The 14971-nt window shown below is 59.9% G+C and carries 14 protein-coding genes; 5 read left to right on the forward strand and 9 right to left on the reverse strand.

All coding sequences use genetic code 11. From position 1 onward, the window contains the following. The 6 genes from ACN0WV_RS15565 to ACN0WV_RS15590 form a co-directional block, all read right to left on the reverse strand. Nucleotides 1-726: an SDR family oxidoreductase gene (locus tag ACN0WV_RS15565; protein ID WP_417607001.1), complete on the reverse strand. Its 726-nt coding sequence runs from the start codon at nucleotides 724-726 to the stop codon at nucleotides 1-3. Then, nucleotides 723-1610, reverse strand: coding sequence for an NAD(P)-dependent oxidoreductase (locus ACN0WV_RS15570; protein WP_417607003.1), 888 nt, complete (start codon nucleotides 1608-1610; stop codon nucleotides 723-725). The genes ACN0WV_RS15565 and ACN0WV_RS15570 overlap by 4 nt, the downstream gene beginning before the upstream one ends. A gap of 99 nt (nucleotides 1611-1709) precedes the next feature. Next, entirely contained in the window at nucleotides 1710-3200 is a 1491-nt protein-coding gene (locus ACN0WV_RS15575; protein WP_417607005.1) for a UxaA family hydrolase, read from the reverse strand. A 97-nt stretch (nucleotides 3201-3297) separates the two neighbouring features. After that, entirely contained in the window at nucleotides 3298-4893 is a 1596-nt protein-coding gene (locus ACN0WV_RS15580) for a TRAP transporter large permease (RefSeq protein WP_417607006.1), read from the reverse strand. Then, a complete protein-coding gene (locus tag ACN0WV_RS15585; protein WP_417607008.1) occupies nucleotides 4893-5705 on the reverse strand; it encodes a TRAP transporter small permease subunit in 813 nt (270 codons plus the stop codon). Before ACN0WV_RS15585 ends, ACN0WV_RS15580 begins: the two co-directional genes overlap by 1 nt. A 112-nt stretch (nucleotides 5706-5817) precedes the next feature. Continuing rightward, complete coding sequence (locus ACN0WV_RS15590; protein ID WP_417607010.1) at nucleotides 5818-6870, reverse strand: TRAP transporter substrate-binding protein; 1053 nt, start codon at nucleotides 6868-6870, stop codon at nucleotides 5818-5820. A 172-nt stretch (nucleotides 6871-7042) separates the two neighbouring features. Here ACN0WV_RS15590 and ACN0WV_RS15595 point away from each other — a divergent pair, with 172 nt between their 5' ends. Together ACN0WV_RS15595 and ACN0WV_RS15600 are read left to right on the forward strand one after the other, a co-directional pair. After that, entirely contained in the window at nucleotides 7043-7753 is a 711-nt protein-coding gene (locus ACN0WV_RS15595; protein WP_417607012.1) for a GntR family transcriptional regulator, read from the forward strand. Next, complete coding sequence (locus ACN0WV_RS15600) at nucleotides 7750-8595, forward strand: fumarylacetoacetate hydrolase family protein (RefSeq protein ID WP_084353208.1); 846 nt, start codon at nucleotides 7750-7752, stop codon at nucleotides 8593-8595. The genes ACN0WV_RS15595 and ACN0WV_RS15600 overlap by 4 nt, the downstream gene beginning before the upstream one ends. A 308-nt stretch (nucleotides 8596-8903) precedes the next feature. On the opposite strand, the gene ACN0WV_RS15605 is transcribed toward ACN0WV_RS15600, so the two are convergent. Next, nucleotides 8904-9851, reverse strand: a complete 948-nt coding sequence (locus ACN0WV_RS15605) for a 2-hydroxyacid dehydrogenase (protein WP_417607014.1) — start codon at nucleotides 9849-9851, stop codon at nucleotides 8904-8906. A gap of 16 nt (nucleotides 9852-9867) precedes the next feature. Beyond that, on the reverse strand, nucleotides 9868-11037 hold the full coding sequence (locus ACN0WV_RS15610; protein ID WP_417607016.1) for a pyridoxal phosphate-dependent aminotransferase: 1170 nt from the start codon (nucleotides 11035-11037) through the stop codon (nucleotides 9868-9870). Nucleotides 11038-11506: 469 nt separating this feature from the next. Here ACN0WV_RS15610 and ACN0WV_RS15615 point away from each other — a divergent pair, with 469 nt between their 5' ends. Genes ACN0WV_RS15615 through ACN0WV_RS15625 form a run of 3 tightly spaced genes read left to right on the forward strand, consistent with a single transcriptional unit; the run spans nucleotide 11507 to nucleotide 13399 of the window. Next, a complete protein-coding gene (locus ACN0WV_RS15615) occupies nucleotides 11507-11977 on the forward strand; it encodes a hypothetical protein (protein ID WP_417607018.1) in 471 nt (156 codons plus the stop codon). Continuing rightward, on the forward strand, nucleotides 11977-12381 hold the full coding sequence (locus ACN0WV_RS15620; RefSeq protein WP_417607019.1) for a phage holin family protein: 405 nt from the start codon (nucleotides 11977-11979) through the stop codon (nucleotides 12379-12381). The genes ACN0WV_RS15615 and ACN0WV_RS15620 overlap by 1 nt, the downstream gene beginning before the upstream one ends. Further along, complete coding sequence (locus ACN0WV_RS15625; protein ID WP_417607021.1) at nucleotides 12371-13399, forward strand: DUF3618 domain-containing protein; 1029 nt, start codon at nucleotides 12371-12373, stop codon at nucleotides 13397-13399. The genes ACN0WV_RS15620 and ACN0WV_RS15625 overlap by 11 nt, the downstream gene beginning before the upstream one ends. 295 nt (nucleotides 13400-13694) lie before the next feature. On the opposite strand, the gene ACN0WV_RS15630 is transcribed toward ACN0WV_RS15625, so the two are convergent. Continuing rightward, nucleotides 13695-14930 carry a saccharopine dehydrogenase family protein gene (locus tag ACN0WV_RS15630; RefSeq protein WP_417607023.1) on the reverse strand — a complete coding sequence of 412 codons (1236 nt, stop codon included), beginning with the start codon at nucleotides 14928-14930 and terminating at the stop codon, nucleotides 13695-13697. Nucleotides 14931-14971 lie beyond the last annotated feature (41 nt).

Genomic DNA, 14971 nt, shown 5'->3' on the forward strand with positions numbered 1-14971 from the left:
TCAACCGTTGGCCCAACCGCCGTCGATCACATGCGCCTGTCCGGTGGTGAACCCACTTTCATCAGAGCCAAGGTAGACCGCAAGATGCGCAATCTCTTCGGGCAGTCCGATGCGCCCCATGGGTTGACGCGCGATGAAGGCCTCAAGCGCCGCTTCATAATTCCCGGTCGCACGCAGCCGGTCATGCAGGCTGGGACTGTCCACCGTGCCGGGGCAGATCGCATTGGCCCGCACACCCTTTTGAACATAGTCGACCGCCACCGATTTTGTCGATGCGATGACCGCCGCCTTGGAGGTCGCGTAAAGATAGCGATTGGGCGCGGCCAGGATGGTCGAGGCGACCGAGGCGATATTCACGATCGACCCGCCCCCCCGTTCGACCATGCCCGGCAGCGCTGCCTGCATGGAGTGAAACTGTGCCCGTACATTCAGGTTCATCGCAAAGTCGAATTCGTCATCCGTCGCGTCGGCGATGCTGCCCGCGTGCACCACGCCCGCGCAGTTTACCAGAATGTCCGGGGCCGCATCGGCCACCGCAGATTGCAGCGCCGCCCTGTCGGTCACGTCCAGCGCAAAGCAGCGCGCGCCATCCAGCCCTGCCAGAAGCCCGTCGTTCAGATCCGTCGCGGTCACGTCGGCACCTTCGCGCAGATAGGCTTCTGCGATGGCACGTCCGATACCTTGCCCTGCGGCGGTGATGAATGCCCGTTTACCTTGCAGCCTCATTTCGCTTTCATCTTTCCGTGTAGAAAATCAACCATTTCCGGCACCATATGGTCACCGAACCCGTCCGTGACCGCCTCGTTCAGCGTGGCATCGGCAGCACCCGACATGCGCGAGGTCACGCCCAGATCCTTGGCCATGGTGCGGTAATAGCCCACATCCTTGCTGGCATTCGCGACCGAGAAGGCCAGATCGATCTGGCCGTCCTTGGCGTAGTTGCGGATGAATTCCATCATGCCGGACTTCAGCGGCCCTGCGGACACGGCGCTATACATCGTCTCGCGGGGGATACCGGCCGCGTCAGCCATCGCAAACGCCTCTGACATGGCGCAGGCGGTGGTCATGGCGAAGAAGTTGTTGATCAGCTTGATCGTGTGCCCGGCACCGGACTCGCCCAGATGAAAGACGTTCTCGCCCAGATCGTCCAGCACCGGCTTTAAGCGCGCGTAGGCGGCCTCGTCGCCTGCGCACATGATGTTGAGCAGACCGTCCTTGGCATGGGCCGGAGTGCGCCCCAGAGGCGCATCCAGATAGGCCGAGCCGCGCTCTGCCACATCTGCGGCAATCTTGCGGGTGGAGTCGGGAAGCGAGGTGCCGAAGTCGATCACGACAGAGCCAGAGCGCAACCCTTCCAATACGCCATCCGCGCCGTAAACACGGCTTTCCACCTGATCAGAAGTGCCCATGCAGAACATGATGATGTCGCTGACCGCTGCGAGCGATGCGGATGTTTCGGCTTCGGCCGCACCACGCGCGACAGCGGCATCTACCGCCTGGCGCGATTTGTTTGCCATGACCGTCACGGAATAGCCCTTGTCCTGCAACCGGCCGACCATGGCCGCGCCCATCAGGCCGAGGCCGATAAATCCAATGCTGGGTTTGCTCATGTGAGTCTCCATTTTTTGATGCGTGAACGACGTCCGGCCCCGCAATCATGTGTTTCAATCCTTGTGGCGCATTCCAGCCGGGCCGCGCCCTGCCCGTCGCTACATCACGGCACCGATCTGCCACGGCACGAATTCATAATCGCCCAAGCCCTGTGCTTCGGACTTTGTCTTCTCTCCGCTGGCCACACGCAAGAGCGTCTCGTAGATCTGTCGGCCGACCTGCTCAACACTGGCACCATCGCTCAGAATCGTGCCCGCGTTGATATCCATATCCTCGGTCATGCGGTTATACATCTCGGTATTTGTCGCGATCTTCAGAGACGGCGACGGCTTTGCCCCGAAGGCCGATCCGCGGCCGGTGGTAAAGGTCACAAGGTTGCACCCGGACGCGATCTGCCCTGTCACGCTGGCCGGGTCGTAGCCGGGGCTGTCCATGAAGGCAAAGCCGGGTTTGGTCACCGGCTCGGCGTATTTATAGACGCCGGTCAGGGGGGTGGTGCCCCCCTTGGCCGCGGCACCCAGCGACTTTTCAAGGATGGTGGTCAGGCCACCCTTCTTGTTACCGGGGCTGGGGTTGTTGTCCATGCTACCCAGATTTCGGGTGGTGTAATCCTCCCACCAGCGGATGAGACCGATCAGCTTGTCGCCGGTCTCCCGGTCTGCGGCACGGGCGGTCAGCAGATGCTCGGCGCCATAGATCTCGGGCGTTTCGGCCAACACCCCGGTGCCGCCCTGCGCCACGAGCAGATCGCAGGCATAACCAAGCGCCGGATTGGCGGTGATGCCGGACCAGGCGTCGGACCCGCCGCATTGCAGCGCGACCATCAGCTCCGATGCAGGGCATTCCTCGCGCTGCACGTCATTGACCAGCGGCAGCATCGTCTCGATCTTCTTGATGCCCAGTTCGACCGACTTGCGCAGCCCGCCCACGTCCTGAATGTTCATCGACTGGAACAACGGCCCCGGCACCAGACCGTATGCCTCGATCAACCAGTCGATCTGGTTCATCTCGCAGCCCAGCCCCGCCATCAGCACGGCGGCCACATTGGGGTTGCGGGCATAGCCCCACATGACGCGCTGCAATGCCTCGAACCCGTCGCCGGACCCGGCCATGCCGCAGCCGGTGCCATGTACGAAGGCCACCACGCCATCGACATTGGGATATTCCGCCAGACGCTCGTCGGTGAAATGCGCGGCGATCTTGCGCGCGGCGGTCGCCGAACAGTTCACCGATGTCAGCACGGCAATATAGTTGCGCGTGCCCACGCGTCCGCTGGCGCGGCGATACCCCATGAAGGTATCACGCGTCTCGGTCGGCGCGACAGGGCGCAGGTTGGTCGAATATTCGTATTCCGTATCCACGTTTCGAAATTCAAGGTTCTGCGTATGCACATGCGCGCCCTGAGCAATATCCTCGGCGGCGTAGCCGATGACCTGCGCATATTTGATCACCGGCGCACCCTTGGGGATCGCCACGGCAGACATCTTGTGGCCACGCGGTATCAGCGCCGAGGCACCTGCGTCCCCGACAGCAAGCGGGGAAATGGCAGTGACGACATTGTCCTCGGCGGACAGTCGAACGGTTTTCATGGTGAGTCCTCACACGGGAATCGGGCCTAGAGCAAGCCCGGTAGGTCTGTTGTACGGCCCGGCGACGCAATGGCCGCCGGGCCGGGTTATTCAAGCGCTACAAGAAGAGTGTGACGATCGGCGGCCAGATCAGCAAGATCGCCAATGCGATCAACTGAATGGCGATGAACGGCAGGAACCCTTTGAAGATGTCGGTCAGCGAAATCTCGGGCGGGGCCACTGATTTCAGATAGAAGGCCGCCGGACCAAAGGGTGGCGACAGAAAGCTGACCTGCATGTTCATGCAGAACACCACGCCGAACCAGATCGGGACGTAGCGCGCGTCGACATGACCCAGAAAGCCGATCTCTTCGGCCGGAAGCCGCACGACGATGGGCAGGAAAACCGGCATGATCAGCAGCACGATACCCACCCAGTCCATGAACATCCCCATGATCAGGAAGATGAACATCATCACGAGGATGACCCCCATGGTCGGCATCTCGGCCCCGACGATCAGGTTGGCGACATAGGTCGGCCCGCCGGCCAGCGTATAGGCCGCCGCCAGCGCCGCCGCACCGATCGTCACCCAGATGATGGTGCCGGTCGACTTCAGCGTCCGGATCAGGCTGTCCCAGACGATGTCAAAGCTCATCTCGCGGCGCAGCGCACCAATGACAAAGACCGCGACGACCCCCATGCCGGCGGCCTCGGTAATGCCGGTGATGCCGCCATAGATCGACCCCAAGACAACGCCGATCACCACGGTGGGCGCGATCAGACCCTTGCCCATTTCCCAGCCGATGGCGGTGCGTTCTCTGCCGACGATGACAAAGACAACCACCGCGAACAGGACGAACGCCCCGATAAGCCAGGGCAGATCAGACACCATGCCAAGGAAGATCGGATCAACCCCTTCGGTGACGATATTCGCGCTGGTGACGGTGAAGAACAGTGCCCGCAGGATCAGAACAGCGGTGACCCACATGCCGAAACGCGCCAGAAATCCAAGGAAGAGCAGCCCCTTTTCCTTGCCCTTCGGATCATCGGGATCGTCCGGCGGAAGCGGTGCCAGACTTGGGTTCAACTGGGTGCGGATGATGATGTAGATGATGAAGAATGACGCCAGCATGAACCCCGGCAGGAAAGACGCGGTGAACAGCGCCTTGATCGAGGTTTCCGTGACCAACCCGTAGAAGATCAGCACGATCGACGGCGGGATCATCGTCCCGAGTGACCCGCTCGCACAGATCGTCCCGATGGCGAGGTTCTGGTTATAGCCAAGGCGCAGCATCTGCGGCAGCGCGATCAGGCCCAGCAAAACGACCTCGCCGCCGATGATGCCCGACATTGCCGCCATGATGACCGCCATGATCGAGGTGACAAAGGCGATGCCGCCACGGGTGCGCGACAGCCAGACATTGAGCGAGGAATACATATCGCGGGCGATGCCTGATCGTTCCAGTAGCGCCGCCATGAAGATGAACAGCGGCACAGAGATCAGCACGTAATTCGTCATCTGCCGGTAGACCGCCTGCCCCAGCACCGACAAAGGCCCCTGTCCGAATGTGCGGAACAGAATGTCGACGTCGAACTTCAGCACAAGTGTGACCACAGCCAGAAACGCAGAGGCAAACCCAAGCGGCATACCAATGGCCAGCAGCGCGAACATACCCAGCAACAGGATCAGGGACAGTGTTCCGATATCGACCATTACTTGTTCTCCGCAAGCGTGCGGCGGATATTCTCGATCTCCACCTCGTCGATATCGTCAGCGGCCGAATGATGTTCCGGCGACTTGTTCCAGTCGGCAATCAGATTGGATATGGCCTGAATGGTCACCAGCACGATGATGATCAGGATCGCAGGCTTCACCGTGCCCGGAATGGGCGGATCCCAGGCGGTGCCAAATGTTTCCATCCGCAGAAGGCGCCGCATGGCGTCATTATAGCCACCCCAGACCAGCGCGAAGGTGAAGGTGCAGATCAGCCCGACAGAGATGACATCGGCGGTCTTCTGCATCCAGCGGGGCATGATGTCGTAGACAACATAGATCCGGATATGGCTGCGTTGCTGCATGGCGTATTGTCCGGCAAGCAGGAAGACCAAGGCGGCAATCCACAGTGACAGTTCATTGGCCCAGAGTGTCGGCTTGCTGAAGACGTAACGCGACACTACCTCATAGAACATCACCAACACGATCAGCCCGATGGCAATCATCGACAGCCTTGCGCAAACCAGTGAGAAATAGTCGAAGAACCCCTCTGGCTTTGCTTCAATGGCGCCGACGGTGTCCGACAGAAACAGCGACGTGCTCAGCAACGTCCCCGCCACCAGAAACAACATGAGTACCACCATGGGTCGCCCGGCAGGCCGGATCATTTCCTGCATTCCGATGGCATTGTCGGAGATGAAGATCATCGCCACCATCCAGAGAAAAATCAGTCCCGTCGCCGCGGCAAATCCGATCATCGCGATGCGGATCGGCTCCCGCAATGGACCGAGCCAGACACTCTTGCGTTCCATTATTGCCTCCCAGTCTCACCCTGCATGCGTCTACGCAGGAGATTTAGACAAAACGGGCGGGCTCGGAAGGAGCCCGCCTCATAGTTTCAGGCATGCATCACACGCTGACGGATCACTCGGCAATCAGACCAAGCTGCGTCAGGTACTCGCGGTGGCTTGCTACCAAAGCTGCGGCTTCCGGGGTCTTTTCCGCCCAGCCGTCCCACGCGGTTTGCGCAGCAGCACGGAACGCAGCCTTGTCCTCGTCGGACCAACTGTGAATCGTCACGCCCTGCTCTTTCAGCATGGCCGCTGCTTCGGCATTGTTCTTCTCGTTTGAAATAGCAGTATGTAGCGCCAGCTTCTGCATCGAGGTGTCCATGATGCGCCGCTGTGCATCGGTCAGCCCGTCCCAAACGGCCTTGTTGCACGCAAGGTGGTCAGACGGCATCGAGTGGAAGCCGGGATAGTTGGCGTGCTTGACGATATCATAGAGCCCAAGGCCCACGTTGTTGGCCAGACCCGAAGCATCCGCCCCGTCGATGATGCCGGTTTCCAGCGCGGTGAAGATCTCGGTGAAATCCATCACGATCGGAGTGGCTCCGAGTTCTGTGAAAATCTCGGTTTCCAGACCCGGAGGTGAACGGAATTTCCAACCCTTCAAATCTTCTGGACCTGCAATCGGTTTGGACGAGGCCAAGGATTCTTGACCGTAGATCCACCAGCCCACCAACTGCATCTCATTGGCGTTATAGAGTTCCTGAGCCGCATCGTAGCCGCCACCATAATACAGCCACGACAGCTGTTGGTAAGGCGTGTCATAGCCGCCCATGATATCACCGACGAACTGAAATGCCGGATTCTTGCCGGTCTGATAAGCGCCGCCGGTCATATCACAATCGATAATGCCGTTGACGGCCGCGTCCCATGTCTCGGTCGTGGCGACGACGGAAGAAGAATAGAACATCTCGATATCAATGGAACCGCCGGACATGGTTTCGACGTCGTCGACGAACTGTGCCGCCAGTTTGCCCGAGGGGTGCTCGGTTGCATAGTGGGTCTGGATGCGCAGTGTCACGTCCTGCGCGTTCGCAGTGCCGGCAAGCAACGCTGCCGCTGCGGCCGTTTTCATCATCTGAGCAATATTCATGTTTTCCTCCCTAAAAGACATGTTCTGCTTCTGCATGCTGCGATCTTGGTTCGCGGCGCCAAGTGGTATACCACCAGTAGTGGCACGCTAACGATGTCGTTATCGACAATCAATCTTTTTTGGTATACCAAATAAAACAATATCGACCAACAACAGCAGCGCTTTGAAAAATAAGACCTTTTCAAACGGCGGAGGTGAAGCGGAGACCATGACGGACAACAGCCTGGCCGAAAAAATCGCCACTTCGCTGCGCCGAGACATTCTGCGCGGAGCCCTCGCACCCGGTGCCCAGATCAAGGAACGCGACAGCGCGCAGGAGATGGGCGTCAGCCGCACGCCCATGCGCGAAGCAATCCGCATTCTTGCCAAGGAAGGCCTGGTGATGTTGCGCGCGTCGCGTAGTCCTGTGGTTGCCGATCCGTCTTTGAAAGAGGTCACAGACGCAATCGTCGTCCTGTCGGCGCTGGAGACGTTGTCGGGCAAACTGGCCTGCCGCAACGCCACCGACCAGGACATCGCAAACATCCGCGGTATCCATGAGCATTTCGTCAACGCTTACGATCATTCCGATACGCTTGATCTGTTCGAAATCGACATGTCGTTTCACCTTGCCATCGCCAGCGCCTCGCAAAATACTTCGTTGGCCGACACCCACCGCAGCTATCTTGAACGCCTCTGGCGGGCACGATTTCTGTCAGCGCGCAGGCGCAGGGCGCGGGACCGCGTCCTGAAACAGCATGGCGAAATCATCGCCGGACTGGAGGCGCGAGACGTGATCCGCGTCACTGGAGAAATCGAGCGACATCTGGAGCATCTTGTGTTGAATATCGAAACCTATTTCGAAGAACGCGCAGCGGAAGACGCATCTGGGGCCGCGCCACAGGACAAACACGACCAACCCCGAAAGGAAGAAAAATGAAACTACTTAGATTCGGCAATGCTGGACAGGAAAAACCCGGCTTGCTGGATGGCGACGGGAACGTCCGCGATCTGTCCGCCCATGTTGATGATTTCGCCGGGCCGACCGTGGCGCTCGACGCGTTGGAGGCCTTGCGCGCCCTTGACCCCGCAGATCTGCCATTGGTCGCAGAGCCGGGTCGGATCGGCTCTTGCGTCGCCAGTGTACCGAACTTCTTCTGCATCGGGTTGAACTATACCAAACATGCCGAAGAAACCGGATCGAAGCCCCCCAAGGAACCGATCATCTTTTCCAAGGCCAGTTCTGCCTTGTCCGGGCCGTTTGATCCTGTGATCATTCCGCGTGGCTCTGAAAAGGGCGATTGGGAGGTCGAGTTGGGCGTCGTGATCGGGCGCGAGTGTCTGTACGTTTCCGAAGACGAGGCGCTGGACTATGTTGCGGGCTATTGCACCATCAACGACGTGTCGGAGCGATCGTTCCAGATCGAACGTGGCGGCCAGTGGATCAAGGGCAAATCGGCCCCCACCTTCGGCCCTGTCGGTCCTTGGCTGGTGACCGCTGACGAGGTCGGTGACCCGCAGAAGCTGGATGTGAAGCTGACCCTGAACGGCGAAGTCGTGCAGGATTCCAACACCTCCGACATGATCTTCACCGTCGCGCAGTGTATCTCGCACATGTCGCAATTCATGAAGCTGGTGCCAGGCGACATCATCGCCACCGGCACGCCGTCCGGTGTTGGCATGGGCATGAAGCCGCCGCGCTTCCTGCGCCCCGGCGACGTGATGGAAATAGAAGTGCAAGGGCTTGGCGCGCAGCGTCAGGATACCGTCGCCGCAAAGTAACCAACGATCTGTCCGATTATTTCGGATCGGGCGTCAGCCCGATCCGACCGGGGGCGCGGGGTTTAATCCCGCGCCCCCGAACGCAAGAAGGATATGAAATGCGCGTCATTTCCGGCCCACGCCGTCCGTGAAGCTGCTATCGCTGAGGTCCGGCCTGATCTTTATGGCATGCGCTTGTGCCGGAACACTGTCAGGCTGAAGAACCTGATTTCCGTCGCAACGGTTACTTGTCTCAAGACGTATTTCGGTGGCGGCAAACCGGTGCGCGGCCTCCCGCCCCTTTAAGTGGCTTCCAGACCGGTCGCTGCTTAATTCACCGGCGTTTTCAGAGGATCACCGGCAAGAAATGCCTCGATATTCGCGAGTTGCAGCTTCGCCATACGGCCGCGCGTCTCGCTGCTGCCGGAGCCTTGATGCGGTTGCAGATGAACATTGTCGAGTTTCAGAAAGCGCGGATCGATCTTCGGTTCGTTCAGGAACACATCAAGTCCCGCACCGGCGATCCGGCCTTCCTCCAACGCGTCGAGCAATGCGGCCTCGTCGATCGTGCTCCCGCGCGAAATATTGATGACAATGCCGCGCGGCCCAAGCGCATCTATCACCTGCCGGGAGACGTGCTTTTCCGTCTCGGCACCGCCAACCAGCGCCACGACAATAACATCCACCGCCTTTGCCATCTCTTCGAGAGAGGCATGGAACGTCCAGCCCGGCGTTTCTTTCTGACTGCGCGATGTGTAGTGGATGTCGCATTTGAAGGCTGCGAGCCGGTCGGCAATCTCGCGTCCGATGCGCCCCAGCCCGACGATACCGACCTTGCTGCCGCTCATCTGCCGGTTCAGCGGCAGGTTTTCACCTGCGGACCAACGGCCGGACCGAACCAGATCATCGCCGGCCACCATGTTGCGACATTGCGCAATCAACATCGCGACGGCCAGATCGGCCACATCGTCGTTCAGCACGTCAGGTGTGTTCGTCACCTTGATGCCACGTTCAGTCGCGGCCGTGACGTCAATCGCGTCATACCCCACGCCGTAATTCGCAATCACGCCAAGGTTTGGAAACAGATCCATTTCCGCGCCGCCAAGCGGGTGGTGTCCTTTCACGGCTATGGCGCGGACCGAACTGCGCACAGCGTCCGGCAGGGCGGCCATGTCGGACGGCCCGGCGACGAAGGCGGATGCCAGCGCAGTTTCAAGACGGGTGCGTTCTTGTTCGGAAAAGCTGTCACCAGAGATAAGAAGGATGGGGTCAGACATGGATAACCTCTTATTGTCAGAGTATTGCGGCGATACGTTCAATCGCGGAACGTATATTCTCGGTTGAGTTGGCGTAGGAGAAACGCAGATACCCCTCGCCGAATTTACCAAAGCTGGTGCCCGCAACCGTGGCAACGCCAGCCTCGTTAAGGAACCGGTCCTGCGCTTCGCGCGAGGTCATTCCGGTGCCTTCGATATTGGGGAACGCATAGAAAGCCCCCGCCGCGTCCGGGCAGCGAAAGCCCGGCAGGCCATTCAGCGCATCCACGATCACCTGACGGCGGGTGTCAAACTGCGCGACCATCTCGCGCACCGCGTCCTGCGGGCCGTTCAGCGCCGCGATCCCGGCGAATTGAGTCGCCGCGTTCACGCAGGAATGATCGTTGATGCACAGCCGCGTGACATGTTCGACGCAGGCATCCGGCCAGACCGCATAGCCCAGCCGCCAGCCGGTCATCGCATAGGTCTTGGACCAGCCATCCAGCATGATCAACCGGTCGCGGATCTCGGGATATTGCAGCAGGCTGGTATGTTCCCGCCCGCCGTATAGCATGTTGGAGTAGATCTCGTCGGACATGAGCGCAACATGAGGATGCGCCTCCAGCCCCTTCACCAGCTTGTCAATTTCCTCTTTTGGCGTGACGCCGCCGGTGGGATTTGCGGGCGAGTTTATGATGATCAGTCGGGTGCGGTCGGTGATCTGCGCCAAAAGCGCCTCGGCCGAGAAGGCAAACCCGTTCTTTTCCTCCAGAGCGATCGGCACCGGCGTGGCACCGGAATAGCGGATCACGGATTCGTAGATCGGAAAGCCGGGATTGGGATACATGATCTCGGTTCCCGGCTGCCCGAACATCAGCACCGCAAAAAACATCGTCGGCTTGCCGCCGGGTACGACGACAACATTGTCAGGATGGACCTCAACCCCGTGTCGGCGGTGCAGATCGGCTGTGACCGCTTCGCGCAAGGGCAGCAACCCGTTTGCCGGAGTATACCCGTGGTGGCCGTCCTGTAGCGCCTTGATGCCCGCCTCGACGATATGATCGGGCGTGCGAAAATCCGGCTGGCCGATGCCAAGATTGATGATGTCGCGCCCCTCGCCCGAAAGCTTTGCGGCACGCGCCAGAACCTCGAACGCGGATTCCGTCCCCAGCCGTCCCAGCGAGTCGGCAAATTTCAACTGTGTCATCTGTGGCTCTCCCTACTGCCGCCGGCGCGAACGCCCCTGTCCCGGATGTCTGATTTGAACAGGTTTCGGACCTTATTCGGGCTTGGTATACCAAACATCCGGGCACGGCAATCGTGCCGAAACACATGCCGCGCAAGGGGATCGCTGCAAGACAAGCACCAACGGCGGAGGGCATATGATTTCGGACCTGCGGGCCTTGGCCGCAAGGCGCGGCAGCCGGCCAAGTTTGACCGCAAGAACGCGGAAAAATGTGCAGATCAACCATGAATAACGCATCAGAGCCGCTTTGGTTCCGGTTAAAAAGCGTCCCTCGCGACCTTTCCCGAAATCTATGCGCTTCTTCGTTTTTTGGATGCAGATCGTGGAACTTTAGCCTGTCGTCGCGCCTTCTTTCAGCAATAGGCGGTCGCGATGGCCGCTGCAATCACCGCGCGATTCAAACCGCGGAATGTTCAGAAGGATGGATATGATGACGCAAGATGACACCGTCCAGAAAGACTTCGAAAGCACCAAAGCTGACGTGAAGGCGGCGGCAGAGGATCTGCGTGACGACGCCCGAGGCGCGGCGCGCCATATGCGCTCTGAGGCAGAAAAGATTGCCGGAGATCAGGCCAACGCTGCCCGCCAGCGTGTTGCCGACGAAGTTGGCAGTCTTGGGGGCGCACTTCGCAAGGCGGCCCGCGACCTTGAAGCCGGCACGATTCAGGAACAGGCGATGTCGCGCGTTGCCGAAGGCATTGCCGACCTGTCCGACAACATCGCCACCGCTGACCTGCGCCAGGGTGTTGACGACATGGCCGGATATGCGCGCCGCCAGCCGGTGGCGTTTCTGGGGGCCGCAGCGCTGCTGGGTTTTGCCGGGGCGCGGTTCCTGAAAGCATCGGATCACGCGCCGTCGCGTGCCGACGACCTGTCGGAAGATTGGCCGGAGTATAGCTGATGACGCCAAACGACCATCCCAAGACCTCTACAGCATCGCTTCTTCAGTCGCTCTTAGAGCAGCTGTCAGGCCTGTTCAGAGGCGAGGTGGACCTGCTGAAGGCCGAGATGTCCGAGAAGGCATCCTCCATAGGCGGAGCGCTGGGGTTGGTTGTCGCGGGTGTGGTGGTGACGCTGGTCGCGTTGCACGCATTCGCCGCCGCCGCCGTGTTCGGGTTGATGGAATACGGGCTGCATCCCGGCCTTGCCGCGCTGGCGATTGGGGCGGTGCTCGCGCTGATCGCGCTGATCATGGTGAAGATCGCCATCGCCAGATTGAAAAACACGTCGCTCACACCCGAGCGTACCGCGAATAACGTCCGCAAGGACGCTCATGTCATAAAGGAGAAAACCCATGCCGGTTGATTCAAGCGAACTCGAACGTGAACTCGAACGTCGTCGCGCCCGTCTCGGTGCGACTCTGGAAGATCTCGGCGACAGGCTGTCGCCCGAAAAGGCCCTGCAAAACGCTTCGGAAATGGCAAATGATCTGGGCCACACTGCCGTGCAAGTCGCCAAGCGCAATCCATTGGCACTGGCCCTTGTCTGTGTCGGTGTAGCGCTGGCCTTGTCGAACACCGGCCCGACTGCCGGACAAATCCGCCGCGGCGGTGAGCGTCTGGGCGACAAGGGTCGCGATCTGGGGCGCAGCCTGCGTGATCGCCTACCCCATGCAGACGATGGTGATGATACAGTTCAAGTCGGTGCCGTGACCGGGCATACAGTCCGCGCCACACCGATGATCAACAGAAGGTCGCCAGCGTGGATGGCCGATGTGCATGATACCCCTGCGGTATCGCAAAGCCGCATCGAAGAACTGCGCGAGAACGCCCGTGCCAAGGGCGAAGAAATCAGCGACGCGGTCGCCAGCCGCCGGGCACGGCTTGTCGCAAAGGCCGAACGGTTGCGCGAAAGGTTTGCCGAAGGCACCGACCATCTGAGCACCGAGGCCCGCAACCGGGTGGTCGAGGCACGCGAGCAGGCTTATGTGCTGAGCCGCCGCGCTCAGGATGCGGCCAGTGAAGGGGCTACGAAGGCGCGTGGATTCTATGAGGAACACCCCTTGGTGGTGGGCGCGCTGGCCATCGCCGGTGGCGCGGCTGTGGGCGCGCTGTTGCAACGCACCGATCGCGAAAACCGGGCCTTCGGTGGGTATTCCGACCGTTTTGTCTCAGAAGCAGAGCGTGTGTTCGAAGAGGAAAGCCGCAAGGCGCTGGACGCCGGACGCGCCGCTTATGAAGAAGGCAAAGCGACGCTGAAGGAAAAAACCGGGGATGCATCGGCAGCAGACGTCAAGGACGCAGCCGAAGAAACCGGAAAACGCGCCGCACAGGCCGCCAAGTCAACGGCAAAAGACGAGGGGCTTGGCAAGCCTACCCACTAGTCCAAAGTTTTTTTTATGAGTTTGCCCGGTGCCCTGCGCACCGGGCTTTTTTTTGGTATGCGCTAAAGACATCGAGCGGTTCGGGCCGAGAGGTGCAGAACCGGGCATCGCAAAAATACGCGGTTTGCAGTTATGCCGGGGTCTCCAAGCGGATCCGCATATCTCGTCGAAAGGTCTGTCAGCGCGTGTTTGGGCGGGCCTCTGTGCCAGATAAACAGCCGACAGCCATTGATTTGGCCTTCCGCAAGTCAGCGCCAGCAGAATGCGGAAGGCAATACAGCACCTTTGGCCTACCCTAAGCGTTCCACGGCCGATCGCCGCTGTCGTCCCGGATCATGGTGGGCAGCCCCATACGGTCGAGCAGCGTGAAGAACGGTTTCGGGTCCAGTTCCTCGACATTTTTCATCGCCTTGGCATCCCATTCGCCCGAAGCGACCAGTATGGCCGCAGCAACAGGCGGCACGCCGGCGGTATAGCTGATGCCCTGGCTGCCCACTTCCTTATACGCTTCGGCATGATCGGCGACGTTATAGACAAATAGTTCGATTTCTTTCCCGTCCTTCACACCTTTGACAAAATCGCCAATGCAGGTTTTGCCGGTATAGCCCGGCGCAAGCGAGGCCGGATCGGGCAGCACCGCCTTGACCACTTTCAGCGGAACAACCTCCTGCCCCTCGGCGGTCGTCACCGGTTGTTCGGACAAAAGCCCAAGGTTCTGAAGAACGGTGAACACGTTGATGTAATGTTCGCCAAAGCCCATCCAGAACCGGACATCCGCCTGCGGGTAATTTGCCGAAAGCGAATGCACCTCGTCATGCCCGGACATATAGGCCATCTGCTTGCCCACCACGGGCAGATCCCATTCGCGGCCGACCTCGAACATGGCGTTTTCCTGCCATGCGCCGTTCTGCCAGGAATAGACGGTCCCGGTGAATTCACGGAAATTGATCTCGGGGTCGAAATTGGTTGCGAAATACTTGCCGTGTGAGCCTGCGTTGATGTCAACGATGTCGATGCTGTGCACCTCGTCCATCCGGTCGGCGGCAAAGCGGGCGAAGGCGTTGACGACGCCCGGATCGAATCCGGCGCCAAGGATCGCGGTCACGCCCTTTTCGGCACACAGGTCGCGCTTTTTCCATTCGTAATTGCCGTACCAGGGCGGCGTTTCGCAGATCTTGTCAGGGTCTTCGTGAATCGCCGTGTCGATATAGGCGGCACCGGTTTCAATACAGGCATCCAGCACCGTCATGTTCACGAAAGCCGAACCGACGTTGATCACGATCTGCGCGCCGGTCTCGCGGATCAGCGCGGCCACCGCGGCACTGTCCATCGCGTCAACCTGATGTGCGGCCAGCACGCCATCCTGCTTCATCGCCGATTTCTCGTGGACCGAGGCGATGATCCCTTCGCATTTGGACAAGGTCCGGCTGGCGATATGAATATCGCCCAACACATCATTGTTCTGCGCGCATTTATGCGCAACGACCTGAGCAACGCCGCCGGCGCCGACGATGAGAACGTGTTTTTTCAACTGACAGAACCCCTTTTTCGTTCGCAAGTATTCCTGGCGCG

Source organism: Primorskyibacter flagellatus (genome assembly GCF_048268605.1).
GTDB lineage: Bacteria > Pseudomonadota > Alphaproteobacteria > Rhodobacterales > Rhodobacteraceae > Primorskyibacter > Primorskyibacter flagellatus.